Annotated in this window: 20 protein-coding genes and 1 CRISPR repeat array; of the genes, 8 read left to right on the top strand and 12 right to left on the bottom strand. The window is 67.0% G+C overall.

Annotated features, from left to right (window positions below; all coding sequences use genetic code 11):
- The first annotated feature begins 138 nt into the window (after positions 1–138).
- Positions 139–899: direct repeats of the CRISPR family, unit length 29 nt; unit sequence CGGTTCATCCCCGCTGGCGCGGGGAACAC.
- A gap of 66 nt (positions 900–965) precedes the next feature.
- Genes cas2e through cas3 form a run of 8 tightly spaced genes read right to left on the bottom strand, consistent with a single transcriptional unit; the run spans position 966 to position 9,362 of the window.
- On the bottom strand, positions 966–1,265 hold the full coding sequence (gene cas2e, locus SBP02_RS17310) for a type I-E CRISPR-associated endoribonuclease Cas2e (RefSeq protein ID WP_318643603.1): 300 nt from the start codon (positions 1,263–1,265) through the stop codon (positions 966–968).
- Complete coding sequence (gene cas1e, locus SBP02_RS17315; RefSeq protein WP_318643604.1) at positions 1,265–2,179, bottom strand: type I-E CRISPR-associated endonuclease Cas1e; 915 nt, start codon at positions 2,177–2,179, stop codon at positions 1,265–1,267. Before cas1e ends, cas2e begins: the two co-directional genes overlap by 1 nt.
- Complete coding sequence (cas6e, locus tag SBP02_RS17320) at positions 2,179–2,793, bottom strand: type I-E CRISPR-associated protein Cas6/Cse3/CasE (protein WP_318643605.1); 615 nt, start codon at positions 2,791–2,793, stop codon at positions 2,179–2,181. Before cas6e ends, cas1e begins: the two co-directional genes overlap by 1 nt.
- Positions 2,768–3,430 carry a type I-E CRISPR-associated protein Cas5/CasD gene (gene cas5e / locus SBP02_RS17325; RefSeq protein WP_318643606.1) on the bottom strand — a complete coding sequence of 221 codons (663 nt, stop codon included), beginning with the start codon at positions 3,428–3,430 and terminating at the stop codon, positions 2,768–2,770. Before cas5e ends, cas6e begins: the two co-directional genes overlap by 26 nt.
- Before the next feature lie 2 nt (positions 3,431–3,432).
- A complete protein-coding gene (cas7e, locus tag SBP02_RS17330; protein WP_318643607.1) occupies positions 3,433–4,575 on the bottom strand; it encodes a type I-E CRISPR-associated protein Cas7/Cse4/CasC in 1,143 nt (380 codons plus the stop codon).
- 10 nt (positions 4,576–4,585) lie between these two features.
- On the bottom strand, positions 4,586–5,128 hold the full coding sequence (casB, locus tag SBP02_RS17335; RefSeq protein WP_318643608.1) for a type I-E CRISPR-associated protein Cse2/CasB: 543 nt from the start codon (positions 5,126–5,128) through the stop codon (positions 4,586–4,588).
- Entirely contained in the window at positions 5,125–6,687 is a 1,563-nt protein-coding gene (gene casA / locus SBP02_RS17340) for a type I-E CRISPR-associated protein Cse1/CasA (protein ID WP_318643609.1), read from the bottom strand. The genes casB and casA overlap by 4 nt, the downstream gene beginning before the upstream one ends.
- Entirely contained in the window at positions 6,684–9,362 is a 2,679-nt protein-coding gene (gene cas3 / locus SBP02_RS17345) for a CRISPR-associated helicase Cas3' (protein WP_318643610.1), read from the bottom strand. Before cas3 ends, casA begins: the two co-directional genes overlap by 4 nt.
- Positions 9,363–9,629: 267 nt before the next feature.
- Between cas3 and SBP02_RS17350 the strand changes: the two genes are divergently transcribed.
- Together SBP02_RS17350 and SBP02_RS17355 are read left to right on the top strand one after the other, a co-directional pair.
- Entirely contained in the window at positions 9,630–9,908 is a 279-nt protein-coding gene (locus tag SBP02_RS17350; protein ID WP_318643611.1) for a type II toxin-antitoxin system Phd/YefM family antitoxin, read from the top strand.
- Positions 9,905–10,237: a type II toxin-antitoxin system RelE/ParE family toxin gene (locus tag SBP02_RS17355; protein WP_318643612.1), complete on the top strand. Its 333-nt coding sequence runs from the start codon at positions 9,905–9,907 to the stop codon at positions 10,235–10,237. Before SBP02_RS17350 ends, SBP02_RS17355 begins: the two co-directional genes overlap by 4 nt.
- Before the next feature lie 355 nt (positions 10,238–10,592).
- Here SBP02_RS17355 and SBP02_RS17360 read toward each other — a convergent pair whose 3' ends face one another.
- From SBP02_RS17360 to SBP02_RS17370, 3 genes are all read right to left on the bottom strand, one after another.
- Entirely contained in the window at positions 10,593–12,242 is a 1,650-nt protein-coding gene (locus tag SBP02_RS17360; protein WP_318643613.1) for an acyl-CoA dehydrogenase family protein, read from the bottom strand.
- Entirely contained in the window at positions 12,239–12,880 is a 642-nt protein-coding gene (locus tag SBP02_RS17365; RefSeq protein ID WP_318643614.1) for a TetR/AcrR family transcriptional regulator, read from the bottom strand. The genes SBP02_RS17360 and SBP02_RS17365 overlap by 4 nt, the downstream gene beginning before the upstream one ends.
- Positions 12,881–12,969: 89 nt before the next feature.
- Positions 12,970–15,375, bottom strand: a complete 2,406-nt coding sequence (locus tag SBP02_RS17370) for a hybrid sensor histidine kinase/response regulator (RefSeq protein ID WP_318643615.1) — start codon at positions 15,373–15,375, stop codon at positions 12,970–12,972.
- Between the two features lie 217 nt (positions 15,376–15,592).
- On the opposite strand from SBP02_RS17370, the gene SBP02_RS17375 reads away from it, so the two are divergent.
- From SBP02_RS17375 to SBP02_RS17395, 5 genes are all read left to right on the top strand, one after another.
- Positions 15,593–16,387 carry a hydroxymethylpyrimidine/phosphomethylpyrimidine kinase gene (locus SBP02_RS17375; protein ID WP_318643616.1) on the top strand — a complete coding sequence of 265 codons (795 nt, stop codon included), beginning with the start codon at positions 15,593–15,595 and terminating at the stop codon, positions 16,385–16,387.
- 13 nt (positions 16,388–16,400) lie between these two features.
- Positions 16,401–17,033 (top strand): thiamine phosphate synthase, encoded by a 633-nt coding sequence (gene thiE, locus SBP02_RS17380; protein WP_318643617.1) that lies wholly within the window; start codon positions 16,401–16,403, stop codon positions 17,031–17,033.
- A gap of 51 nt (positions 17,034–17,084) precedes the next feature.
- The gene (gene hemL, locus SBP02_RS17385; protein ID WP_318643618.1) at positions 17,085–18,374 is read left to right on the top strand and encodes a glutamate-1-semialdehyde 2,1-aminomutase; all 1,290 of its coding nucleotides are present in this window, start codon (positions 17,085–17,087) and stop codon (positions 18,372–18,374) included.
- Entirely contained in the window at positions 18,374–18,991 is a 618-nt protein-coding gene (locus tag SBP02_RS17390) for a hypothetical protein (RefSeq protein WP_318643619.1), read from the top strand. The genes hemL and SBP02_RS17390 overlap by 1 nt, the downstream gene beginning before the upstream one ends.
- A gap of 92 nt (positions 18,992–19,083) precedes the next feature.
- A complete protein-coding gene (locus SBP02_RS17395; protein ID WP_318643620.1) occupies positions 19,084–19,632 on the top strand; it encodes a tetratricopeptide repeat protein in 549 nt (182 codons plus the stop codon).
- Positions 19,633–19,726: 94 nt separating this feature from the next.
- Here the strand turns inward: SBP02_RS17395 and SBP02_RS17400 are convergent, their stop codons facing one another.
- Positions 19,727–20,050 (bottom strand): DUF1820 family protein, encoded by a 324-nt coding sequence (locus SBP02_RS17400; RefSeq protein WP_213641408.1) that lies wholly within the window; start codon positions 20,048–20,050, stop codon positions 19,727–19,729.
- 130 nt (positions 20,051–20,180) lie between these two features.
- Between SBP02_RS17400 and miaB the strand changes: the two genes are divergently transcribed.
- On the top strand, positions 20,181–21,524 hold the full coding sequence (gene miaB / locus SBP02_RS17405) for a tRNA (N6-isopentenyl adenosine(37)-C2)-methylthiotransferase MiaB (protein ID WP_318643621.1): 1,344 nt from the start codon (positions 20,181–20,183) through the stop codon (positions 21,522–21,524).
- Positions 21,525–21,555: the final 31 nt, after the last annotated feature.

The raw sequence follows: 21,555 nt of genomic DNA on the forward strand, positions 1-21,555 counted from the left end.
CCAGACTGGATGAGCCGCCAGTCTGCAACCCCGGGGCGGCCCCGGGGTCAAGCGGGGCCAACCAAACTTATGGAACACGGTCGGCCCCTAGGGCCCATCCCCCCACCGCACCGTGTACGCCCTGGTGGATTGCAACAATGGTTCATCCCCGCTGACGCGGGGAACACTGGGCCCGACAGGGGCCAGGGGCGAAACCCTGCGGTTCATCCCCGCTGGCGCGGGGAACACATTTCCCTGGTTTAGAGGTTCAACCATGACGACGGTTCATCCCCGCTGGCGCGGGGAACACCGGTGCGGCTGTTGTATTCCTCGGTCATTTCACGGTTCATCCCCGCTGGCGCGGGGAACACTGCGACATTGCTGAGCCAATTGCGTGGACGAACGGTTCATCCCCGCTGGCGCGGGGAACACGCATGGGTAGCATTGGAAAAATTGTCGTTGATCGGTTCATCCCCGCTGGCGCGGGGAACACTCGGCGAAGTAGGTGCGCAGCAGGCGCTGCACCGGTTCATCCCCGCTGGCGCGGGGAACACGCCTTGTCCATCGGCCCGGTAAAGCCGCCAATCGGTTCATCCCCGCTGGCGCGGGGAACACTTCACCTCGCCATAGGCCCAGCCATCAGCGAGCGGTTCATCCCCGCTGGCGCGGGGAACACAGCCATGAAGAGCAGCAAGGTATTGTCGACTACGGTTCATCCCCGCTGGCGCGGGGAACACTCCTGCGCCGAGAGGTCGGCGAGAAGGTGCGGCGGTTCATCCCCGCTGGCGCGGGGAACACATCGTCACCAGCAACGTGCTGCACCTGCCGAGCGGTTCATCCCCGCTGGCGCGGGGAACACCATAGGTTCAGCCGCGTGCGGTACACCCGCACCGGTTCATCCCCGCTGGCGCGGGGAACACACTTAGCCTAACCGACTGTTCCTTAAAGGAAAAATCGGCGGCTAAAAATCTACCAACTTTTTCCTGTTAAAGATCGGGGTTATCAAGAGGCTGGAAAGCGACCAGATGCAGACCGTCGAACTCCACTGGGATGCGGCGGTTGGGACCCAGCGTCTGGAATTCGTAGCCGGATTCGTGATTGCTGCTCCAGGCCATGACCACGTTGCCGTCTTCGTGTCCCTCGCGCAGTTGCTCCCAGATCATCTCGCGGGTGCGCTTGGATACATCGCCGATATAGACACCCGCACGCACCTCCAGCATCCAGATGGCCATACGTCCGCGCAAACGTGGCGGGACATTTTCGGTGACCACGACCAGAAAACTCACTACTGCGCCCTGTGCCCGGCATCGCCGATGCTTTGCGGGTTGGGAATGGCTGGCGGCACCGACTCGGGCGGGGCTTGTGGTGGCGAGACGCCGCCGGCAAACAGCACCTCTTCGATGGTGGGGATGATCTTCGCCAGAATCTTGCTGGAGCGGAACAGATCGCGGCAGCCCAGGCGCACTTCCCGTTCCGGCTGGTGGGGGGATTTGGCGGCGACCTTAAAGGCCAGGGGCACCACGGTCTCGAACTTGAACAGGTCGGCGATATCGTAGACGAAGGACAGCGGCTTGCCGGTGTGAATAAAGCCCACCGCCGGCGCATAACCGGCCGCCAGCACGGCCGCTTCGGTGATGCCATAGAGGCAGGCGGTGGCCGCCGACAGGCAGCGGTTGGGGACATCCGCCGCATCCCACTCCTTACGGTCGTAGTTGCGCGAGCGCCAGTCCACGCCGTATTGCTTGGCCAACAGCTTGTAGGTTTCGCGCACCCGTGCGCCCTCAATGCCGCGCAATTGCTCGACACTGCGCTTGGCCGGCGCCGGCTCCTGAAAACGCAACTCGTACATCTTGCGTACCACCTTCAGGCGCAGCTCGTCGTCCAGCGCCAGCCTGGCCTGGTAGAGCAGGCGATCGGCCCGCGCCCCGCCCGGCTGGCCACTGGCGTACAGACGCACGCCGGATTCACCGACCCACACCAGCAGGGTGCCCACGGTGGAGGCCAGATGCACCGCAGCATGCGACACCCGCGTGCCCGGCTCGAGCATGATGCAGGCCACCGAGCCGACCGGGATGTGCGTGCGCACGCCGGTCTTGTCGATCACCACGAAGGCGCCGTCCAGCACGTCGATCTGCCCGTACTGCACGAAGATCATCGACACCCGGTCTTTCATCGGCAGCGGCTTGAGCGGCGGCAGCATCAGCAGCGCGCCACACTGAGCAGGCCACAGCCGAAGGCCTTGGCCGGACCTATGCCAGCTGTCAACGCGCGGCTGAGGGCGTCCAGGCTCTGCGCCTGCAATACCCCCTCGAAGCACACCCGCTGCACGCTGATGCGCCCCTCCCCCTTACGGCTGACCAACACATCGCTGGCCGTCACCAACGCCGCCTCGACGCTGAAGCCATGGCGCTCACCCTGACGCCCCAACCACGCAAGCTGCTCATCCTCACCGACCAACCCATAGCGCTTCCCCTGGCGGGTGACTGTCGGATTGGCCTGCAAGCGAAAGCGATAGCGCGCACCGCCTTCTAGCCATTCCTCGAGCGTCAGACGCTTGCTCTCCACGGGCCGTTGCAGGTAGTTGGCCAGCGCCAGTAGCGGCGACCAGTCGGCCTCGGTCGTGGCCTGCACCAATACCACCGGCGTGGCCCAGGCATTGGCGCCGGCTTCCAACCGCCAGAGGAAACGTGCCGGCGCACTCTGCGCATCGGCGACGAAGGCCCGCGCCAGAGTGCGGTGCATTTCGTAGGCATCGCCCAGATCACGACGGGCCTGGGCGCTGCGTGGGTCAAGCGTCAGTCTGGTCAGATGCATGCAGCACTCCCGATTTCACGAAACGTGGACCAAAGCGCCGTTCGGCAAAAGGCGCAACCGGTTGATCCAGGCGAATGGCGCCCTCCTGCTCGTCTTCCAGCAGGCAGCGCAGTGGCTGTTGCCGGTCCGCCCACTGGGGCGCGGCCAGGCACGGGTAGGCGGCCAGGGCCTGCTCCAGCGACAGGGTCGAAAGACCATCCGCCAGCCACACCGGCATGCCGGGCACGAAGCTCTTGCGTCCCAGGGCCAGGGGCCAGACCGGCGCACGCAAGGCGTGGTGAATACGCGCCAGCAGGCCTTCGTCCTCGCCCTCCAGGCCGACCAGGAAGGCCGCATCCGCCAGGTAGAAGCGGGGGCTGACCACGGTGCGCCGCAGGTCGGCCTTGCCGGTGGCGATCAGCACGCCGGTGGCGGTCTGATAATCGCGCATCGGCACGCCTTCGCGGTCGACCCGCACGCCCATGCGCAACGCCGCCAGGTCAGCCAAAGGCTCACTGCGATCGCGTCCCAGGGCGGCGCAGACCAGCCCCAGCACCCCTGACTTGGAGGGTTCCAGCTGGGTGTCGCGCTCGTCGAAGCGACTGGTGGTGCCCCAGGACTGCAGCGGCCCTTGCAGGCGCATCAGCAGGGTGGCCATGCTCACACCTCCAGCCGGGAGGCGACCTTATCGCGCACCCAGGCCGCCAGCTCGCTCAGGTTCGCCGTCTGCTGGCCTTTCTGCGCGGGCCAGGCATCGCTCAGGTCGAGGTAGGCCCACTGGTCGCGGCTGTCGGCATAGACCGCCGCGAGCTTGCCTTCATGGCCGGCGAGCGCCTCGACCGATTGGCTGGTCAGCGACTTGTCGTTACGCGGGCTCACCGGCTTCTCGAAGGCATTGGCCAGGTTCAGCGGGCCGCCATGGCGCAGGCAGACGCCGACGAAGCTGGGCAGGTTGTGGGCGGCAAAACTGTTCTGCTTGCCGCTGGGAATGGCCCGCACCATGGCCTGGGTGAAGGCCTCCAGCGCCGACAGACACAGCTCGCTATCCTGTTGCAGGTTGCCGAGCAGCTTGCCGGCATCGACCACCGCGTAGCGGTAGAGGGTCGCGGAATTGAACTCCACCTGGCCGATCATCCCGGCCCCGGTTTCGTCCGGGCCACCCTTGTCGTCGACCGCGGTGAAGTAGTCGAACTCACGCTCGACGCGGTGGGTGCTGATGGCGTGGGCCACCTGGCAGGCGGCGTCCTGGTTGACCTCCGGCATGTCGGCCAGCATGCGGCCGAACAGCGCCACATCCACCGCCTTGCCGCCATCGAGCAGGGCCTTGGCTTTCTTCACCACCTTGGCCGGTGCGCAGGCCTTGGCTTCCTTCTTGCCCTTCTTCTCGCCACCGGCGGGCGCGCCGGCCAGTTCGTCCCAGTGCTGCTCGATCAGTTGGGCAAACCCGGCAATCTCCGCCTCGCCGAGAAACAACAGGTACTCGGTCTTGCCATCGTCCTTGAGCTTGAGGCCGGCGGCAGCCAGGGCGATTTCGATCTTGCCTTCCGCCTCGACCGGTTCACGGTCGACCAGCCGATCCAGCAACAGGGTCTTCAGTTTCTTGGTGCGCACGCCGCGAAACTCCGGGGCCACCAGGTCGTGCTCCTGAGCGCTCAGGCGGATGGCGCGCTTGAAGCACTGGCTGCTCACCCGTGCCCGTCGATGACCGCCGAACAGGGCATCCTTGGGCGCACCGGTGTCGTCGCGGTTGAGGTTGGACGGGGCGAAGTTCTGGATCAGGTGGAATTCGATAAACAGACTCATGATGTCCCTCTCAAGCGTTGGCAGGTGTTGGCATGGTTTCGTTGGCGGGGGCCGCCAGCGCGCGGTAGAAGTCCCGCGCCCAGCGCTGACGCACGGCGTCGCGGCGCTCGGGGTCGACATGCGGGTTGAGCCAGACACCCAGGTCGCGCAGCAGAACGCCGTAATCCAACGGCCGATCGCCGGCCGCCAGCAGGCTGATGATCTGCCGCAGGTAATTCGCCAGGTTCTCGGCGTCGGCCCCCAGCAGGGCGACGAAGCGCTGCTCGATGCTGGCGCTGTCGCGCAGGCGCATCAGTTCGCCCAGGCTGGCGGCGAGACTATTCGTCGCCTGCCTGGGATGAGTGGCGTACAACCCGGCCACCAGATAGAGCGCCAGGCGCGATGCGTCCTGGGCGTGCCGTTCGACCGCCACGAAACGCTCCACATAGGGGTAGACCGGCGCATAGGCACCGGGGGCGAATCCCAGGCTGCGCCGCAGCTTCGCCAGGGCGCCGGGGTCACGCTCACGCAAACGCTCCAGGTGTGCGATAAAACTTTGCGGGTATTCGCTCATGCACGGGCCTCCTTGTCGGCGGTGGAAAGGGTGTTCTCGGGGGAACGCAACGGGCTCAGCAACGCCAGCAGGCGCGGATAGAGCTTGGCCTCGGCACGCAGCGCGCCGGGCGAACGCCCCAAGCCTTCGCGTACGGCTTGCCAAGCCGCCTGGGCCGCCGCCAGCAGGGCTTGCCGCCACTGGGTCTCGGCCTGCTCCAGGTCGTCCAGGTCGCCGCTGCCGAGCAGGACCATCACCTGCCCCAGGGTGCGCTCGGCCGAGGCGAAATACAGCGCCGCGGCCGGGCCACTGTCGAACAGGTTGCGCGCCCTGGCATAGCTGTCCTTACTGCCGGGGTCGGGCAGGGTTTCGGCCAGCATCTGGGCGGCCAGTTTGCGGACAGCGCCGAACAGCTCCTCGGCCCGGCGCACATAGGCGCGCAGCTCGTTCGCGCACTCCGGCGAGGTCAGCAGCGCCGCCGGCAGGCCGATGCGCTCGGAGCGCCAGCGCAGCAGCTTGGCCTGATCGCTGGCCAGGCCGGCCACCAGAAGGGGCTGCTGGCTGTCGCCCAGGAGAAACTGCAAGTTGGCCGCCCAACCCAATACTGCCGCCGGCTGGCAGGCCAGGCCTTCGGCGTCGGGTAGCAGTGCCGGCAGATCACGCCAGAACGCGCGGCCCTCGGTGAAGCTCAAGCGCACCAGGCCATTGCTGCCGGCACGGTAGCTGGCCATGGGGTCGGGCGCCTGCACGTCCTCGCCCAGGGCAATACCGGCGGCGAAGCGCAGCCACTGCACCCGCCCGTGTGCGTCGGGCAACAGCAGCACGGCGCGGGTCTGGCGGCTGTAGCGGTCATTGGGGCCGGCCGCCAGCCGCGGCTCCGCACGCAGTTGGGCAACGGTCGGCGGGGCCAGCTCCCAGCAGGGGAGGTCCTGATGACCGCTCTGGGTGGGCGGGTGCAGGGCCAGGCAGAGGCTTTGCGCCAGGGACGCGCCAAGGGGCATGACGGCGGCGGTATTAGCCAGGGCACCGGCCTTATCGGAATCGCGCAGGGTCTTGACCAGCCCGCCCGGGGTGAACTGCAAGAAACCCAACAAGGTACGCAGCGCATCGGCGGGCGAAATGGATCGCGGCGTCAGGTCGCAGGAATGATCGAACACCACAGGCGCATTGCCATTGGCACTGGCCAAGGAAATTTGCGTCCAGGGTTTGTACTTGTCACGGGCTTCCTCGGCCTCGGCCAGCGCCGCCACTTGCATAAAGGGCTGCTCGGGGTGGAACAGCCAGAAGCGCTCGCGCCACTGCTCCAGGTAGTCGCGCACGACGCCGGGCGGCAGGCCGCCCCGATGCCAGCGCGCCCGCTCGGCATCCGTCCAGCGCCCTTGAGCACTACTTAGCGCGCGATGGACGATGGCCAGCAGCAGGCGGTATTGGGCGATCAGGCTGGGCGGCGCAGTCTCCGCCAGGGCGCTGATTTCACCAGCGCGCTCGAACAGTTCCAGCAACCCCAGGTCGCACACCACTCCATTCTGTAGCCGTACCGGCAACCAGGGCTCGTCGAGCAGGTTGAAGCTCTTGTTCATGCCTTGTCCTCGGGTGAAGAAAGGTTTCTCTGAAAGACCAGGCCCAGTTCGTTATCCAGGCACACCCTCAACTGGCCGATCTGCAAACAACCATCGGTCAACGGCAAGGGCTTGAGGTGACGCAACAGGGGATGCTCGGCGAAGGCCCGCGGCGTTTGCTCGGTCTGACAATGCTTGAGCAGCGCTTTGCGCGAGGTCTTCAGCTGGCGGGCATAGAGCTGTCTGGCCAGGGCATCGGGCAGCAACTGCTCGGGATCGAAGGCGACACCGCCGGGCGTCAGGCTCCAGCCGCCAGCCACCACATGCAACGGAATCAGGGTGATTGAGTCGTCGCCCAGACGGGTGTAGTTGGGCAGGCCAAGGCCCTCCTCGCCCTCCTCATAACCGCGGTTTTTCTGTAGATAGGCGTTCTGCGGCTCGGCCTCGGGATCGATGGCCACATTGAGCACCATCATGCGTTCAGCCTGGCGTTTGCCGAGGTAACCGCCGTAGGCCTCATCTTCGATAAAAGCCCGGTCTGCCTCGGTCAGGTCGGCCGGTAACTCGTCATTGCCATACACCGCCTGCACCAGGCGGTCGATATCCGCCGGCAACTGCAGCAACATCTCGCGCGACAGCAAAGCCCAGGTGCGGCAGAGGATGTAGGGCTGGTAGACGTATTCCCAGGCAGTGGTTTTCAAATCGGGCATCCGCTCGGGGTCAAGGCCGGCGACATAGAGTCTGGCCTCGGCATGGGCATCGGGCCGCGTGCGTTGATGACGGTGCAGGCGCCCGGCACGCTGCAGGATAAGATCCACCGGAGCCAGGTCGGTGAGCATGAAGTCGAAGTCGATATCCAGGCTCTGTTCCGCTACCTGGGTGGCGATCAGCAGCGCCTTGACCGGCCGTGTGCCCTGCTGACCGAAGCGGGCCAATACCTCCCGCTCGCGGTGGCTGCGCTGGTCGGCTGGGAAGCGCGCATGGAACAGCAGCAGATACGCCTCCTCGCCCAGCTGCTCTTTCAGCTTGAGGTACAGGGTCTGGGCGCGGTCCACGGTATTGACGATCAGCGCGCCGCAGCCGCCGAACTGCAAGCGCTCCAGGGCGCAGGCGGCCAGGCTGTCGAGGTCCTCGGCGACCGTCTGCAGGCTGATCGGCGGCAGCGGCCGCGACTCACAGGTGGCGCCTTGCAGGCCACGGTCGTCGGCCAGCAACAGGTGCGGATAGGACAATTCGGGAATCGCCTCGTTAGCCACACCCCAGGCCCGCATCAGCGCATCGCGGCGCTGCGAAGGCAGGGTCGCACTCATCAGCACCACCGAGCTGCCCAGGGCCTTGAGCCAGCGCAACAGGGACTCGATCAGACCACTGGTGTAAGTGTCGTAAGCATGCACTTCATCGAGCACCACCACCCGATTGCTCAGCCCCCACAGGCGCACAAAGTGATGCTTGACGTTGAGCGCGGCGAACAGCGCCTGATCCACGGTGCCGACCCCATAGGGAGAGAGCAACGGCCGCCGGCGCTGGGAGAACCAGGCGGACGAGGCCACGCTGTCTCCGGGTTCACCATGAATGCCGCGCAACGCCACCACCCGCTCATTGAGCGCCGCGCCGCCGTGCACCAGTTGCATATCCACGGCCGTATCGCCGGCAAAGCCGCGTAAAAAGGTCAGCGCGCGGCTGAACAGGGCATTGCCGGTGGCCTGGGTCGGCAAGGCGACATACAGGCCACGATGCTGGTTGGCGGCCTGCAAACGCAGATGGGCGAGAAAGGCCAGTTCGGTCTTGCCCTCACCCATGGGCGCTTCGACCAGCAACAAGGCTGGCCCCTGCACGCCCTCGAGCAGACGGTCGGCCTCACGCTGCAAGGGCCGGGCGCGGAATTCCGGGCGCTGGACGATGCGCCCGATTAGCTGATCGGCCTCGGCGGGCGCATTCAAGAGCGGACGGTAGTGGGTCCAACCGACGGCAGCCAAAGCTGCTTCTGCGCGGACCAAGGCATCGGCATGATAATCGGCCAGCAGCTCGTGGCGCTCGCCCAGGGGAAACCATTCGGGGTTGGAGCCGATCCAGTCGGCCACGCTGGTCAGCCCGGCCAACCACTGCACCGCCGGCTGGGACAGGGCCTCGATCTGCGGCCTGCCGGGTGGTGCCAGCACAGCCCAATAGGCTTCGAAGATCTCCCGTCGCGCGGCGCCCCATGCAGGCGGCTCGAAGGGTGGTTTGGCGCGATTGAATTCGTTCTGACTGAAGTTGTAGCCATGGTGCGCACTGATGGCCTGCAGTGCATGGCGTAGCCACAGCAGGTGCTCGACACCCTGGCGCGGCAGATGCTCCCAGAGCAGCGCGGCGCTGGCGCAGGCATGGTCGGTGACGCTCAGCGAACGCGCCGGGAAGGTCATGCCCAGCGCTTCGTCGGCCTGCCGTCCCTCGGGCCATTTATCCTGGAATCCGGGAATGGCCTTGCCGAAGTCATGCAGGCCGATCAAACAAGCGACCCAGCGCGCCACATGGGGCCGCTCCAGCCCCAAGGCCTGGGCGGCCCAATCGAGGCTGCTCTCGGGCTCATGCCGGAGCAGGCTCTCGGCCACCGCCGCCACATCCAGCAGATGCGCCAACACACCATGACCGAAGCCGTCGCCGCTCTTGGCCCAGAGCCGGCGCGCCTGATCGCTCAGGCTGGAGAATCCTTTCATCTATCGCCCCTGGACGTCAGCCCTGTCGATACCGGTCAATCCATTGGCAGCCCCATGACAGGCAGCGCCTCAGAACAGCATGGGGCACAAAGTGCCATCATAGTTCGAGCAGAATCACACAAACGGCTCTGCCCCCAGAAATTGCCAGCGCATGTACCTTTCAATGATCCGCTTGAACCGACCGCAGCGGCATCCGAATACGGCAGCCGTGCATAAAGACCTTATAAAGACTATATTCAGTCACCACCTCTCCCATGGATACCAGCCATGCGCTACTCCAGCCAAGTCAAACCCATCAGCTACCTGAAGGCCAACGCCGCCGAGGTGCTCAAGCAGTTGGGCGAACAGCAGGGGCCACTGGTGATCACCCAGAACGGCGAAGCCAAGGCGGTGCTCCAGGACGTACGCGCCTACGAACAGACCCAGGAAACCCTGGCATTGCTGAGAATCCTCGCCCTGGGCAACCAGGAGATCGAGGCCGGCAAGCTCAGCCCACTGGACGCCGTCGCCTCACGCCTGCGCGCCCGCCGTAAAGTCGACGCATGAGCAAAGCACCCTACACGGTGCTGATGACTGCCGGCGCCGAGCGCGATCTGGAGTCGATCTACGATTACATTGTCGAATTCGATTCCCTCGCCAATGCCGATCATGTGCTCGAGCATCTCCTGCAAGGCATCCGCAACCTCGAGCGCTTCCCCGAACGCGGAGCCCATCCCAGAGAACTTTCCGCCTTGGGCATCCGGGAATACCGACAGGCGCTCTACAAGCCCTATCGGATCATCTACCGAATTCTCGGCGAACAGGTGCATATCTACCTGATCGCCGACGGCCGCCGCGATATGCAATCCCTGCTATACAGACGCCTGCTGGAGTGACCGCCGCTGGAAAGCAAGGCCGACTGCTTATATCCAATGAAGAGCAGGACGCTTATCCATGACGCATGGCAGGCCTGGCCCATCCCCGCTGGCATAGGCCGAGCTGCAGCACCTCAGCCGGTTCATCCCCGCTGACGCGGGGAACGCTGCCGGAGAAATACCGGGACGTTCCAGTCCAGCGGTTCATCCCCGCTGACGCGGGGAACGCTCGATCGACGAGAGCTTTCTCGACCTCACCGGCGGTTCATCCCCGCTGACGCGGGGAACGCACTTAGCCTAACCGACTGCTCCTTAACGGAAAAATCGGCGGCTAAAAATCTACCAACGCTTCCTTGTTAAAGATCGGGTGAATGCCCTAGCCCAACTGCGGCGTACTGCGCGCCAGCAGCGCAGCCACGTCCACGCCGCGCGGCAGGGTGCCGTAGACCCGCCCGCCCGCGCCCAGGCGGCTGGCGATAAAGGCGTCGGACACCGTCGCATTGCCGGCCTCCAGCAGCAGCTTGGCCTGCAGTGCCAGGGCTACGTCCTCGGTCAGCTGGCGAGCGCGGTACTGGATCTCGGCGGTGTCGGCGAAGTCCGCCTGCAGGCGCTGGATGTGCGCCTTGAGCCGGGCGTCGCCATGGCCGTCGCCGAGTTCGGCGAACAAGGCATCGAGCACGCCCGGCTCCTTGGCCAGGGCGCGCAGCACGTCCAGGCACTGCACGTTGCCCGAACCCTCCCAGGTCGAGTTGACCGGCGCCTCGCGGTACAGCCGCGGCAGTATGCTGTCCTCGACGTAGCCGGCGCCGCCCATGCATTCGGCGGCCTCGTTGATCATCGCCGGCGCGCGCTTGCAGATCCAGTACTTGCCCACCGCGGTGACCAGGCGGGCGAACTTGCCCTCCTGCTCGTCCTGGGGATGGTCCAGGGCCCGGCCCATGCGCAGCGTCAGGGCCAGGGCCGCCTCGCTCTCCAGGGCCAGGTCGGCCAGCACGTTCTGCATCAAGGGCTGCTCGGCCAGCACCCGCCCGCCGACCTGGCGATGGGCACAGTGGTGCGCGGCCTGGGTCAGGGCCTGACGCATCAGGGCGCTGGAGCCGATCATGCAGTCGAAGCGGGTCAGCGCCACCATCTCGATGATGGTCGGCACGCCGCGCCCCTCCTCGCCGATCATCCAGGCCAGGGCGCCGCGGTACTCCACCTCGCTGGAGGCGTTCGACCAGTTGCCCAGCTTGTTCTTCAAGCGCTGGATATAGAAGGCGTTGCGCGTGCCGTCCGGGCGGTGGCGCGGCAGCAGGAAGCAGCTCAGGCCCTGATCGCTGTAGGCCAGGGTGAGGAAGGCGTCGCACATCGGCGCCGAGCAGAACCACTTGTGCCCGACCAGCTCGTAGGCCTGGCCCGGACCAGGCGCGCCGACCGGGTAGGCGCGGGTGGTGTTGGCGCGCACATCGGTGCCGCCCTGCTTCTCGGTCATGGCCATGCCGATGGTGGCGCCGCTCTTCTGCTCGACCGGCAGGTTGCGCGGGTCGTACTGGGTGGAGAGGATCTTCGGCAGCCACCGTTCGGCGATGTCCGGCTGCAGTTTGAGCGCCGGTACGCTGGCGAAGGTCATGGTCAGCGGGCAGCCGCTGCCGGCCTCGGCCTGGCTGTGCAGGTAGCTCATGGCCGCGCGCGCCACCTGGGCGCCGGGGCGCGGATCGGTCCAGGGCATGGAGGGGATGCCGTGCTCGATGGCCGCGGCCATCAACTGGTGATAGGCCGGATGGAACTCCACCAGGTCGATGCGGTGACCGTAGCGGTCGTGGCTGTGAAACACCGGCTTGTTCTCGTTGGCGAGAAAGCCCGCGGCCATCAGCTCGCCGCCGGCCAGGGCGCCGTAGGCGTCGATCCGCGTCTCGGCCCAGCCGCCCTGGTAGCGCCGCGTCCACTCCTGCAGCGGCAGATCGAGGCGGTAGAGGTTGACGCCATCCAGCGGCGGCACCTGGTTGAATACCTCGTGGGTTTCGGCGAGCGGATTCGGCTTCATGGCTGGGGCTCCTCGGCGCCGACGGCGCGCAGGCAGAAGGTGATCAGGCTCTGGCTGACGTCGCCCAGATCCTGGGAGAGGTATCCGGCCTCGCGGGCGGCGCGGGCCGGCGGCGACAGCGGGCCGATCAGCGCCTCGGCGATGGCACCGACCAGGCAGGCGGCGACCAGGCCGCTGTGCGGCACCCGGAACTCGCCCGCGGCGACGCCCTCCTCCAGCAGCTCGACGAACAGCTCGGCATAGGCCTCGCGGTACAGCAGGCGCTGCTCGTCGACCTGAGGGTCGACCGGCTCGGCGATCAGGGCGAAGGCCAGCCGTCGACTGCTCCAGGCCCGGGCGGCGAACTGAGCCAGGCCGGCGGCCAGGCGCGCGCTCGGACGGCCGGAGGCCCGCAGGACGGCAGCCAGGGCCTCCACCTCGCGCTGGCTGGCGTCGGCGAACACCTCGGCCGCCAGTTCGCCCTTGCTGCGGAAGTGGCGGTACAGACTGCCGGTGGCGATGCCGACATCCTCGGCCAGCGCCTGCATGGTCAGGGCCGCGAAGCCCCCTTCCGTGACCCGCGCCAGGGCGCAGGCGCGAATGCGCTCGCGCAGTTCCTGGTCGCGATCGAGGCGCTGCGCGCCCGAGTGGTGAGACATGGCCTGAATCCTGATTCACTTCGTTTCAGTGAATCAGGATTCAGGCCGGGGAAAAAGCGGGATTTACGGCAGATCGGCCGGCAAAAGCGTCAGGACGGCGGCGGACACTCGACCTCCAGCGCACGGCTCAGGACCCACTCGTGCAGCAACACGCGCAGTTCCTCGAACTTCACCGGCTTGGCCAGGTAGTCGTTCATCCCGGCCGCCAGGCAGCGCTCGCGGTCGCCGCTGTGACTGTGGGCAGTGATCGCCAGCACCGGCAGCTCGGCGCAGCCGGGGAAGGTGCGCAATGCCCGACAGGTGGCGAAACCGTCCATCACCGGCATCTGGCAATCCAGCAGGACCGCGTCGACCGCCTCTCGGCGCAATAGCTCGAGCGCCTCGGCGCCATTGTCGGCGGTGCGCACCTGGTAGCCGAGCTTGAGCAACATGCCGCGGGTCACCAACTGGTTGATGGCGTTGTCCTCGACCACCAATACGGTGCATTGCGCGGGGTGGCGCAGGGCCTGGGTGTTGACCCGTCGCACCGGCGCGGGACGAGCGGCGCTCTGCGCCGGCAGGGCCAGGCTCAGGCCGAGCCGGAAGCGACTGCCCTGGCCGGGCTGCGATTCGTGCTGCAGGCTGCCGCCGAGCAGCTCGACCAGCTGGCGGCTGATCGCCAGGCCGATGCCCAGACCGCCATGGGCGCGGGTCATGGAGCCGTCCACCTGACGGAAGTGTTGATACAGCGCCGTGCCCTGCTGGGCGTTGAAACCCACGCCGGTGTCGCACACCTCGATGCAGAGCGGCAGGCCCTCGTCCTGGCCGCCGCCACGCGCGACCCGCAGGGTGACCTCGCCCCGGGCGGTGAACTTGATCGCGTTGTCCAGCAGATAGCCGAGACTCTGCGCCAGCTTGCCGGCATCCCCCTCCAGGGTATCGGGCAGACTCTCGTCCAGCTCCAGGACGAAACGCAGGCCCTTGTCCTCGGCCTGCGGCGCGTACTGAGTCAGCAGCCCGTCGAACAGCCCGCGCAGGCTGAACGGCTCGCAGCGCGGGTAGAGCTTGCCGGCCTGCAGTTCGGTCAGGGCGAGGATGTCGTTGACCATGCGCATCATGTCGCGTGCCGAGCCGGCCGCGGTCTTCTGATACTGGGCCAGTTCGACGTCCATCTTCAGCGTCTGCATCAGCTCCAGGGAGCCGATCACCCCGTTCATCGGGGTACGCAGCTCATGGGTGACGGTGGCGAGGAATTCGTCCTTGAGCCGGTTGCTGTTGGCCAGCTCCTGGTTGAGGGCCTCCAGGTTGCGTCCGCTTTCCTGGAGGATGCGTGTGCGCTCCTCCTTCATCGCGTTGATCCGGTCGGCCAGGGCCAGGGACAGCAGGCCGACCTCCAGGGCCGAGCCGATCTGGCTGGCGTACATGGTCAGGAAGACGTTGGGCAGGTAACCGAGCACCATCAGGGTATTGATCACCCCGCCGGCCAGGAAGGCCGTCCAGGCGATGATGAAATAACGTGCCACGCGCAGGCCGCGCAGCCAGGCGATGAGCCCGGCGGCGAAGATCAGCACGGTGAACAGCAGCGCCAGGTAGGTGGCCAGGCGCAGGGCCAGGGCATAGCTGGCGGTCAGCGCCAGGACCATCACCACGCCGCCGGCCGCCATCGTCAGCAGCAGGCCGCGGTCGACCCAGGGGCTGTGCTCGCCGGTGTGCAGGAAACTGCGGGCGAACTGGCAGCCGAACAACGCCGCCGCACCGATCAGGAAGGGGGTCGCGGCATTCGCCCACCAGGGGCTGTTGGGCCAGAAATACTCGATGCCGGCGCCGTTCACCGAGACCTGATACAGGCCGAACGAGGCGATATAGAGGATGTAGTAGAGGTAGCTGGTGTCGCGCACGCTGAGATAGATGAACAGGTTGTAGACCAACATCACCAGCAGCACGCCGTAGATGATGCCGAGCACATAGATGCGTCCCGGCTGCTCCTCCATGTAGGCGGTCGGCGACCAGAGGGTCAGCGGCGCCTGGATCGAGCCCTGGCTCTGCAGCCGCAGATAGAGGCGCCGCGGCTGCTCCGGCTGCAACTGGAGCTCGAACAGGTAGTTGTTCTGCTTGATCTGCCGGCTGGCGAACGGCAAGGCGTCGCCGGTCCTCTGGGTCAGGCGATAACCGCCCTGGCCGTCGTCCAGATAGAGCTCCAGATGGTCCAGCGGCGGGTAGGCCAACTCCAGCAGCCAATTGTGTGCGCCCTGCGCCTGCTGCGGGCGGTACTCCAGATCCAGCCGCAGCCAGAATACCGAGCGCGAATAGCCGGCATTGAGCACCGCCTTGTCGTGGCGGCGGAAACTGCCCTGCAGCGCCGCCGAGCTGACTTCCGCGATGCTCGCATCGCCGCGCACGTCCTCGAAAACATACACGGCCTGGCCGAGCGGCAGTGCGCGGGTGTGCTCGTCGAACTCCACGGCACCGGTAAACAACGGCCAAAGCACGAGCAGAAGGGTCAGGATGTAGCGCATGGGGCCCCATAAAGGCTATGTCGGAATCCGCCGGAGAGCCCCACCCTCGCTGTGGTGCCGCCTCGCATGGCCCGGTTGGTCGAATGCCGGCACTTTAGCACAGGCCCGGCGCGCCCTGCCCGGGGTCACGCGACGCGCCCGGAGGGCAGGACCGCCGGCTTGCTTGCGGCGCCCTGCCACGGCCCAAGCAGGCCGAATGATGTTAAGCTCGCGCACCATGAAAACACCCTGCTCTCGCCCCGTAGTGCTCTGCCTGTCCGGCCACGACCCCAGTGGCGGCGCCGGCCTGCAAGCCGACATCGAAGCCCTGCTCGCCCAGGGCTGCCATGCCGCCCCGACCGTCACCGCGCTGACCGTACAAGACACGGTCAATGTGGCCGACTTCCGCGTGCTCGACCGCGACTGGGTCCTGGCCCAGGCCCGGGCGGTGCTCGCCGACCTGCCGGTGGCCGCGATCAAGCTGGGCATGCTCGGCTCGGTGGAGATGGTCGACACCGTCGTCCAGCTGCGCCAGCAACTGCCCGACGTACCGCTGGTCTGCGACCCCGTGCTGCGCGCCGGCGGCGGCGGTGCCCTGGGCAAGGACGAGGTCGGCTACGCCATGCGCGAGCGTTTGCTGCCGCTGGCGACCATCGCCACGCCCAACCTGCCGGAAGCGCGCATCCTCGCCGAACTGCCCGACGGCAGCGCCGACCAGTGCGCCGAGAAGCTGCTGCCCTATGTCCGCCACCTGCTGATCACCGGCGGCCACGGCGACGAGCATGAGGTGCACAATCGCCTGTACGGCCGCGACGGCAGCCGCCACAGCTTCACCTGCCAGCGCCTGCCCGGCAGCTACCACGGCTCCGGCTGCACCCTGGCCAGCGCCCTGGCCGGACGCCTGGCCTTGGGCGAAGAGTTGGTCAGCGCCGTGCGCTCGGCCCTGGACTACACCTGGCGCACCCTGCGCGACGCCGAACAGCCCGGCCACGGCCAGTACATCCCCCGTCGCCTGCCGCTGGACGCCTGTTGAAGGAGAGCGAGCCATGACCACCCTACGCGGTCTCTATGCCATCACCGACAGCCAGCTGCTGGCCGGCGGCAAGCTGCTGCCCTATGTCGAAGCGGCGCTGAACGGCGGCGCCCGCCTGCTGCAGTATCGCGACAAGTCGAGCGACGATGCCCTTCATCAGCGTGAGGCCGAGGCCCTGCTCAGGCTGTGCGAGCGCTACGGAGCGGCGCTGATCATCAACGACGACGCCGAGCTGGCCGCACGCCTGGGCGTCGGCGTACACCTGGGCCAGAGCGACGGCTCCCTGGCCGCCGCCCGCGCCCTGCTCGGCCCCCAGGCGATCATCGGCGGCACCTGCCACGCCCGCTTCGGCCTGGCCCAGCAGGCGGCCAAGGAAGGTGCCAGCTATGTCGCCTTCGGCCGCTTCTTCGAGTCCCATACCAAGCCTGGCGCGCCGGGCGCCACGGTCGAGCTGCTGGACCAGGCCAAGAGCCATCTGCAGCTGCCGGTGGTCGCCATCGGCGGCGTGACCCTGGAAAACGCCACGCCACTGATCGCTCACGGCGCCGACATGCTCGCGGTGGTCCACGCCCTGTTCGCCGCCGACTCGGCCGCCGAGGTCGAGCGCCGCGCCCGCGCCTTCGGCGCCCTGTTCGCCCAAGACTGACCGCTTCCCCGGGCGAGCCGACTCGCCCCGCCACGCATATTGAGAGGCCCCATGTCCCGTTCCGAAATCCTGTTCAACAATGCCCAGAAGCACATCCCCGGCGGCGTCAACTCCCCGGTGCGCGCCTTCAAGAGCGTCGGCGGCACCCCGCTGTTCTTCAAGCACGCCGAAGGCGCCTACGTCACCGACGAGGACGACAAGCGCTATGTCGACTACGTCGGCTCCTGGGGGCCGATGATCCTCGGCCACAGCCACCCGGACGTGCTCGACGCCGTGCGCCGGCAGCTGGAACACGGCCTGTCCTATGGTGCGCCGACCGCCATGGAAACCGAGATGGCCGAACTGGTGTGCTCGCTGGTGCCGTCCATGGAGATGGTGCGCATGGTCAGCTCCGGCACCGAGGCGACCATGAGCGCCATCCGTCTGGCCCGCGGTTTCACCGGCCGCGACAGCATCATCAAGTTCGAGGGCTGCTACCACGGTCACTCCGACAGCCTGCTGGTCAAGGCCGGCTCCGGCGCCCTGAGCCAGGGCGTGCCGAGCTCGGCCGGGGTACCGGCGGCCTTCGCCAAACACACCCTGACCCTGCCGTTCAACGACCTGCCGGCGGTCGAGCGCATGCTCGCCGAGGTCGGTCAGGAGGTGGCGTGCATCATCGTCGAGCCGGTGGCCGGCAACATGAACTGCGTGCCGCCGGCACCGGGCTTCCTCGAAGGCCTGCGCGCGCTGTGCGACAAACATGGCGTGGTGCTGATCTTCGATGAGGTGATGACCGGCTTTCGCGTCGCCCTCGGCGGCGCCCAGGCCCACTACGGCGTGACCCCGGACCTGTCGACCTTCGGCAAGATCATCGGCGGCGGCATGCCGGTCGGCTGCTTCGGCGGCAAGCGTGCCATCATGCAATGCATCGCCCCGCTCGGCCCGGTCTACCAGGCCGGCACCCTGTCCGGCAACCCGCTGGCCATGGCCGCCGGCCTGACCACCCTGAAGCTGATCGGCCGCCCCGGATTCCACGCCGAGCTGGCCGACTACACCCGCCGCATGCTGGCCGGCCTGAGCGAGCGCGCCGAGGCCGCCGGCATCCCGTTCGTCACCACCCAGGCCGGCGGCATGTTCGGCCTGTATTTCAGCGAAGGCGAGGCCATCGTCACCTTCGACGACGTGATGGCCAGCGATGCGGCACGCTTCAAGCGCTTCTTCCACCTGATGCTGGAGGGCGGCGTCTACCTGGCGCCGAGCGCCTTCGAGGCCGGCTTCACCTCCATCGCCCACGGCGAGACCGAGCTGGCGATCACCATGGACGCCGCCGAGCGTGCCTTCGAACAGCTGAAGAAGGCCTGATGCACTACGGCGAAGCCTTGTTGGCGCTGGCCTGCCTGGCGTGCGCCATCACCATCGGCAGGGCCCGCAGGCGCTACGGCGAAGGCGATCAACCGACGCTGTTCTGCGCCCTGCTGGGCTTTGCCCTGCCGGCTGCTGCGGCCGCTGTCGGGACCCTGCCCGCCGGCCCAGGCCCGGACGGGCAGGCCGCCCAGCTGTGGCTGAGCCAGGCCAGCACCTTCCTCGGCCTGCCGCTGCTCGGCGCCGCCGCCCTGGCCCTGGGCCGTGGCTGGAGCTGGAGCCGACCCAACTGGGGCCGCGCGCTGCTGGGCCTGTGCGCCTTCTTCGAACTGTTCCGGCAGATGAACCTGCTCGACGATTATCGCCTGCTGCTCAGCCTGGCGACCCCGCTGCTGATGCTCTATGCCGGCGCCGTGCAGTGGCCGCAGCGCCAACCGCCGCTGATCGCGCTCGGGGCCGCCGGCCTGTTCCTGCTGGCCGGCCTCGCGGTCGAACCGCTGCGCCGGCTCGAACTGCTGCAGCTGCTGCTGGCGCCGGCCTATGGCCTGACGGCCTGGCTGCTCCTGGCACTGCCCGGCAGCGCCAAGTGCCCAGAAAAGCCGGTAAAGACTTTGTAAGAACGCCATGGCTTATTTCATAATGTGACGGCCGACGCGTTTCGTCGGCCGGGCCCCAGGCCCGCCCCGCACCCTGAGGTAAACGGATTTCCATGAACCGCACCGGCCGCACCCTGACCCTGGGCTGCCTGTTGCTTCTTTTGCCGCTGCTCGCCGATGCCGGCGGCAACTCGCTGCTGATCCCCGCAACCGGCAGCTGCTCGCTGAACGCGGCCCCCACCGAGCTAGCCGATGCCCTGGCCGCCTGCCAGCAAGCGGCGCAGGGCGGCGACGCCCAGGCCGAGTACGAGCTGGGCGAGTTCTATTACGACGGCCAACGGGCGCCGCGCGACCTGGCACAAGCCTTGAACTGGTTCGAGCTGGCCTCGCTGCAGGGGCATGCCCAGGCCCAGTACCGCCTGGGCATGATGTTCTTCCGCGGCGAAGGGGTGCCGGCGAACAACGTACAGGCCTACATCGTGCTGAAGATGGCGGCGGTGAACGGCTCGGACGAAGCCATGGACAGCGCCGACCGGGTCTCGGCGCAGATGCCGCAGGAAGAGCTGGAGATCGCCAGCCAGGTACTGGGGCAGATCTTCCGCAACTACCTGCTGGAACTGCAGACGGCGGAAAGCCCGTCGCCCTTCGCCCCGCTGCCGTAGGGACGGAAGACCTCGCGGGCCCTTCCAGCGGGCGGCTCCGATCGGCAGATCGCAGAGCGGTGGATGCGAACCGCAACCTCCACCCTACATGGAACTACTTATCCGGCATCGGCATGGGGAAGGGCATGATATTGCCGCCGCCCTTGGCCTCGCTGATCTTCGGCGTACCCAGGCGCTCCACCTCGTCGATGCGGATGATCGCATGCATCGGCACGAAGCTGCGCACCACACCATCGAACTGGGCCTTGAGCTTCTCCTCGCTGGGGTCGACCACCACCTGGGTACGCTCACCGAAGACGAATTCTTCCACCTCGAGAAAGCCCCACAGATCGCTCTGGAAGATCTGCTTGGCGTACATCTCGTAGACCTGGCCCTGGTTGAGGAAAATGATCTTGTAGATAGGCTCGCGCTTGCTCATGACTGGCAGTTCGGACTGAAGGAAAAATGGGGGGCGCAGATCATAGCACAGCCGCCGGGCAGGCAAGGCTAGGAAGCCAGGCGCCCGGGCACTATAATGCGCGGTCCTTCGAACAGCCCGTTGAGCCCGCATGACCAAGAAGCTTTATATCGAAACCCACGGTTGCCAGATGAACGAGTACGACAGCTCGCGCATGGTCGACCTGCTGGGCGAGCATCAAGCCCTGGAAGTCACCGAGCGCGCGGAAGACGCCGACGTCATCCTGCTCAACACCTGTTCGATCCGCGAGAAGGCCCAGGACAAGGTGTTCTCCCAGCTCGGCCGCTGGCGCGAACTGAAGCAGGCCAATCCCCAGCTGGTGATCGGCGTCGGTGGCTGCGTGGCCAGCCAGGAAGGCGCGGCGATCCGCGACCGCGCGCCCTACGTCGACGTGGTGTTCGGCCCGCAGACCCTGCACCGCCTGCCGGAAATGATCGACGCCGCACGCACCACCAAGCAGCCCCAGGTGGATATCTCCTTCCCCGAGATCGAGAAGTTCGACCGCCTGCCCGAGCCGCGGGTCGACGGGCCCAGCGCCTTCGTCTCGGTGATGGAAGGCTGCAGCAAGTACTGCACCTTCTGCGTGGTGCCCTACACCCGCGGCGAGGAGGTCAGCCGCCCGCTGGCCGACGTGCTGGGCGAGATCGTCCACCTGGCCGAGAACGGCGTGCGCGAGGTGACCCTGCTCGGACAGAACGTCAACGGCTACCGCGGCGAGACCCCGGGCGGGCAGATCGCCGACTTCGCCGAGCTGCTCCATGCCGTGGCGGCCATCGACGGCATCGACCGCATCCGTTACACCACCAGCCACCCGCTGGAGTTTTCCGACGCCCTGATCCAGGCCCACGCCGAGATCCCCGAGCTGGTGAAATACCTGCACCTGCCGGTGCAGTCCGGCTCCGACCGCATCCTCGCGGCGATGAAGCGCAACCACACCGCGCTGGAGTACAAGTCGCGCATCCGCAAGCTGAAGGCGGCGGTGCCGGACATCCTGATCAGCTCGGACTTCATCATCGGCTTCCCCGGCGAGACCGAGAAGGACTTCGAACAGACCATGAAGCTGATCGAGGAGGTCGGCTTCGACTTCTCCTTCTCCTTCGTCTACAGCGCCCGCCCGGGCACCCCGGCGGCGGACCTGGCCGACGACACCCCGGAGGAGCTGAAGAAGCAACGCCTGCAGATCCTGCAGAACCGCATCAACCAGCAGGGCTTCGAGAACAGCCGACGAATGGTTGGCAGCGTCCAGCGCATCCTGGTCAGCGACTACTCGAAGAAGGACCCGGGCATGCTCCAGGGCCGCACCGAGCACAACCGCATCGTCAACTTCCGTTCAGGCAACCCGCGCCTGATCGGCCAATTCGTCGACGTGCACATCGACGACGCCCTGCCCCACTCGCTGCGCGGCAGCCTGCTGAGCGAGCCGGCGGCGGACTGACCGGCAGCGGGGCGGACCGAGGTCCGCCCCG

The sequence above is a fragment of the Pseudomonas benzenivorans genome (assembly GCF_033547155.1).
Taxonomy (GTDB): domain Bacteria; phylum Pseudomonadota; class Gammaproteobacteria; order Pseudomonadales; family Pseudomonadaceae; genus Aquipseudomonas; species Aquipseudomonas benzenivorans_B.

Excerpts from the sequence above, each read along its gene's own strand:
- cas7e (WP_318643607.1), bottom strand. The coding sequence starts at position 4,575 with ATGAGTCTGTTTATCGAATTCCACCTGATCCAGAACTTCGCCCCGTCC.
- casA (WP_318643609.1), bottom strand. The coding sequence starts at position 6,687 with ATGAACAAGAGCTTCAACCTGCTCGACGAGCCCTGGTTGCCGGTACGG.
- SBP02_RS17355 (WP_318643612.1), top strand. The coding sequence starts at position 9,905 with ATGAGCAAAGCACCCTACACGGTGCTGATGACTGCCGGCGCCGAGCGC.
- cas5e (WP_318643606.1), bottom strand. The coding sequence starts at position 3,430 with ATGGCCACCCTGCTGATGCGCCTGCAAGGGCCGCTGCAGTCCTGGGGC.
- SBP02_RS17390 (WP_318643619.1), top strand. The coding sequence starts at position 18,374 with ATGCACTACGGCGAAGCCTTGTTGGCGCTGGCCTGCCTGGCGTGCGCC.
- miaB (WP_318643621.1), top strand. The coding sequence starts at position 20,181 with ATGACCAAGAAGCTTTATATCGAAACCCACGGTTGCCAGATGAACGAG.
- SBP02_RS17360 (WP_318643613.1), bottom strand. The coding sequence starts at position 12,242 with ATGAAGCCGAATCCGCTCGCCGAAACCCACGAGGTATTCAACCAGGTG.
- SBP02_RS17350 (WP_318643611.1), top strand. The coding sequence starts at position 9,630 with ATGCGCTACTCCAGCCAAGTCAAACCCATCAGCTACCTGAAGGCCAAC.
- cas3 (WP_318643610.1), bottom strand. The coding sequence starts at position 9,362 with ATGAAAGGATTCTCCAGCCTGAGCGATCAGGCGCGCCGGCTCTGGGCC.
- SBP02_RS17395 (WP_318643620.1), top strand. The coding sequence starts at position 19,084 with ATGAACCGCACCGGCCGCACCCTGACCCTGGGCTGCCTGTTGCTTCTT.
- SBP02_RS17365 (WP_318643614.1), bottom strand. The coding sequence starts at position 12,880 with ATGTCTCACCACTCGGGCGCGCAGCGCCTCGATCGCGACCAGGAACTG.
- SBP02_RS17375 (WP_318643616.1), top strand. The coding sequence starts at position 15,593 with ATGAAAACACCCTGCTCTCGCCCCGTAGTGCTCTGCCTGTCCGGCCAC.
- casB (WP_318643608.1), bottom strand. The coding sequence starts at position 5,128 with ATGAGCGAATACCCGCAAAGTTTTATCGCACACCTGGAGCGTTTGCGT.
- cas1e (WP_318643604.1), bottom strand. The coding sequence starts at position 2,179 with ATGCTGCCGCCGCTCAAGCCGCTGCCGATGAAAGACCGGGTGTCGATG.
- hemL (WP_318643618.1), top strand. The coding sequence starts at position 17,085 with ATGTCCCGTTCCGAAATCCTGTTCAACAATGCCCAGAAGCACATCCCC.
- cas6e (WP_318643605.1), bottom strand. The coding sequence starts at position 2,793 with ATGCATCTGACCAGACTGACGCTTGACCCACGCAGCGCCCAGGCCCGT.
- SBP02_RS17400 (WP_213641408.1), bottom strand. The coding sequence starts at position 20,050 with ATGAGCAAGCGCGAGCCTATCTACAAGATCATTTTCCTCAACCAGGGC.
- SBP02_RS17370 (WP_318643615.1), bottom strand. The coding sequence starts at position 15,375 with ATGCGCTACATCCTGACCCTTCTGCTCGTGCTTTGGCCGTTGTTTACC.
- thiE (WP_318643617.1), top strand. The coding sequence starts at position 16,401 with ATGACCACCCTACGCGGTCTCTATGCCATCACCGACAGCCAGCTGCTG.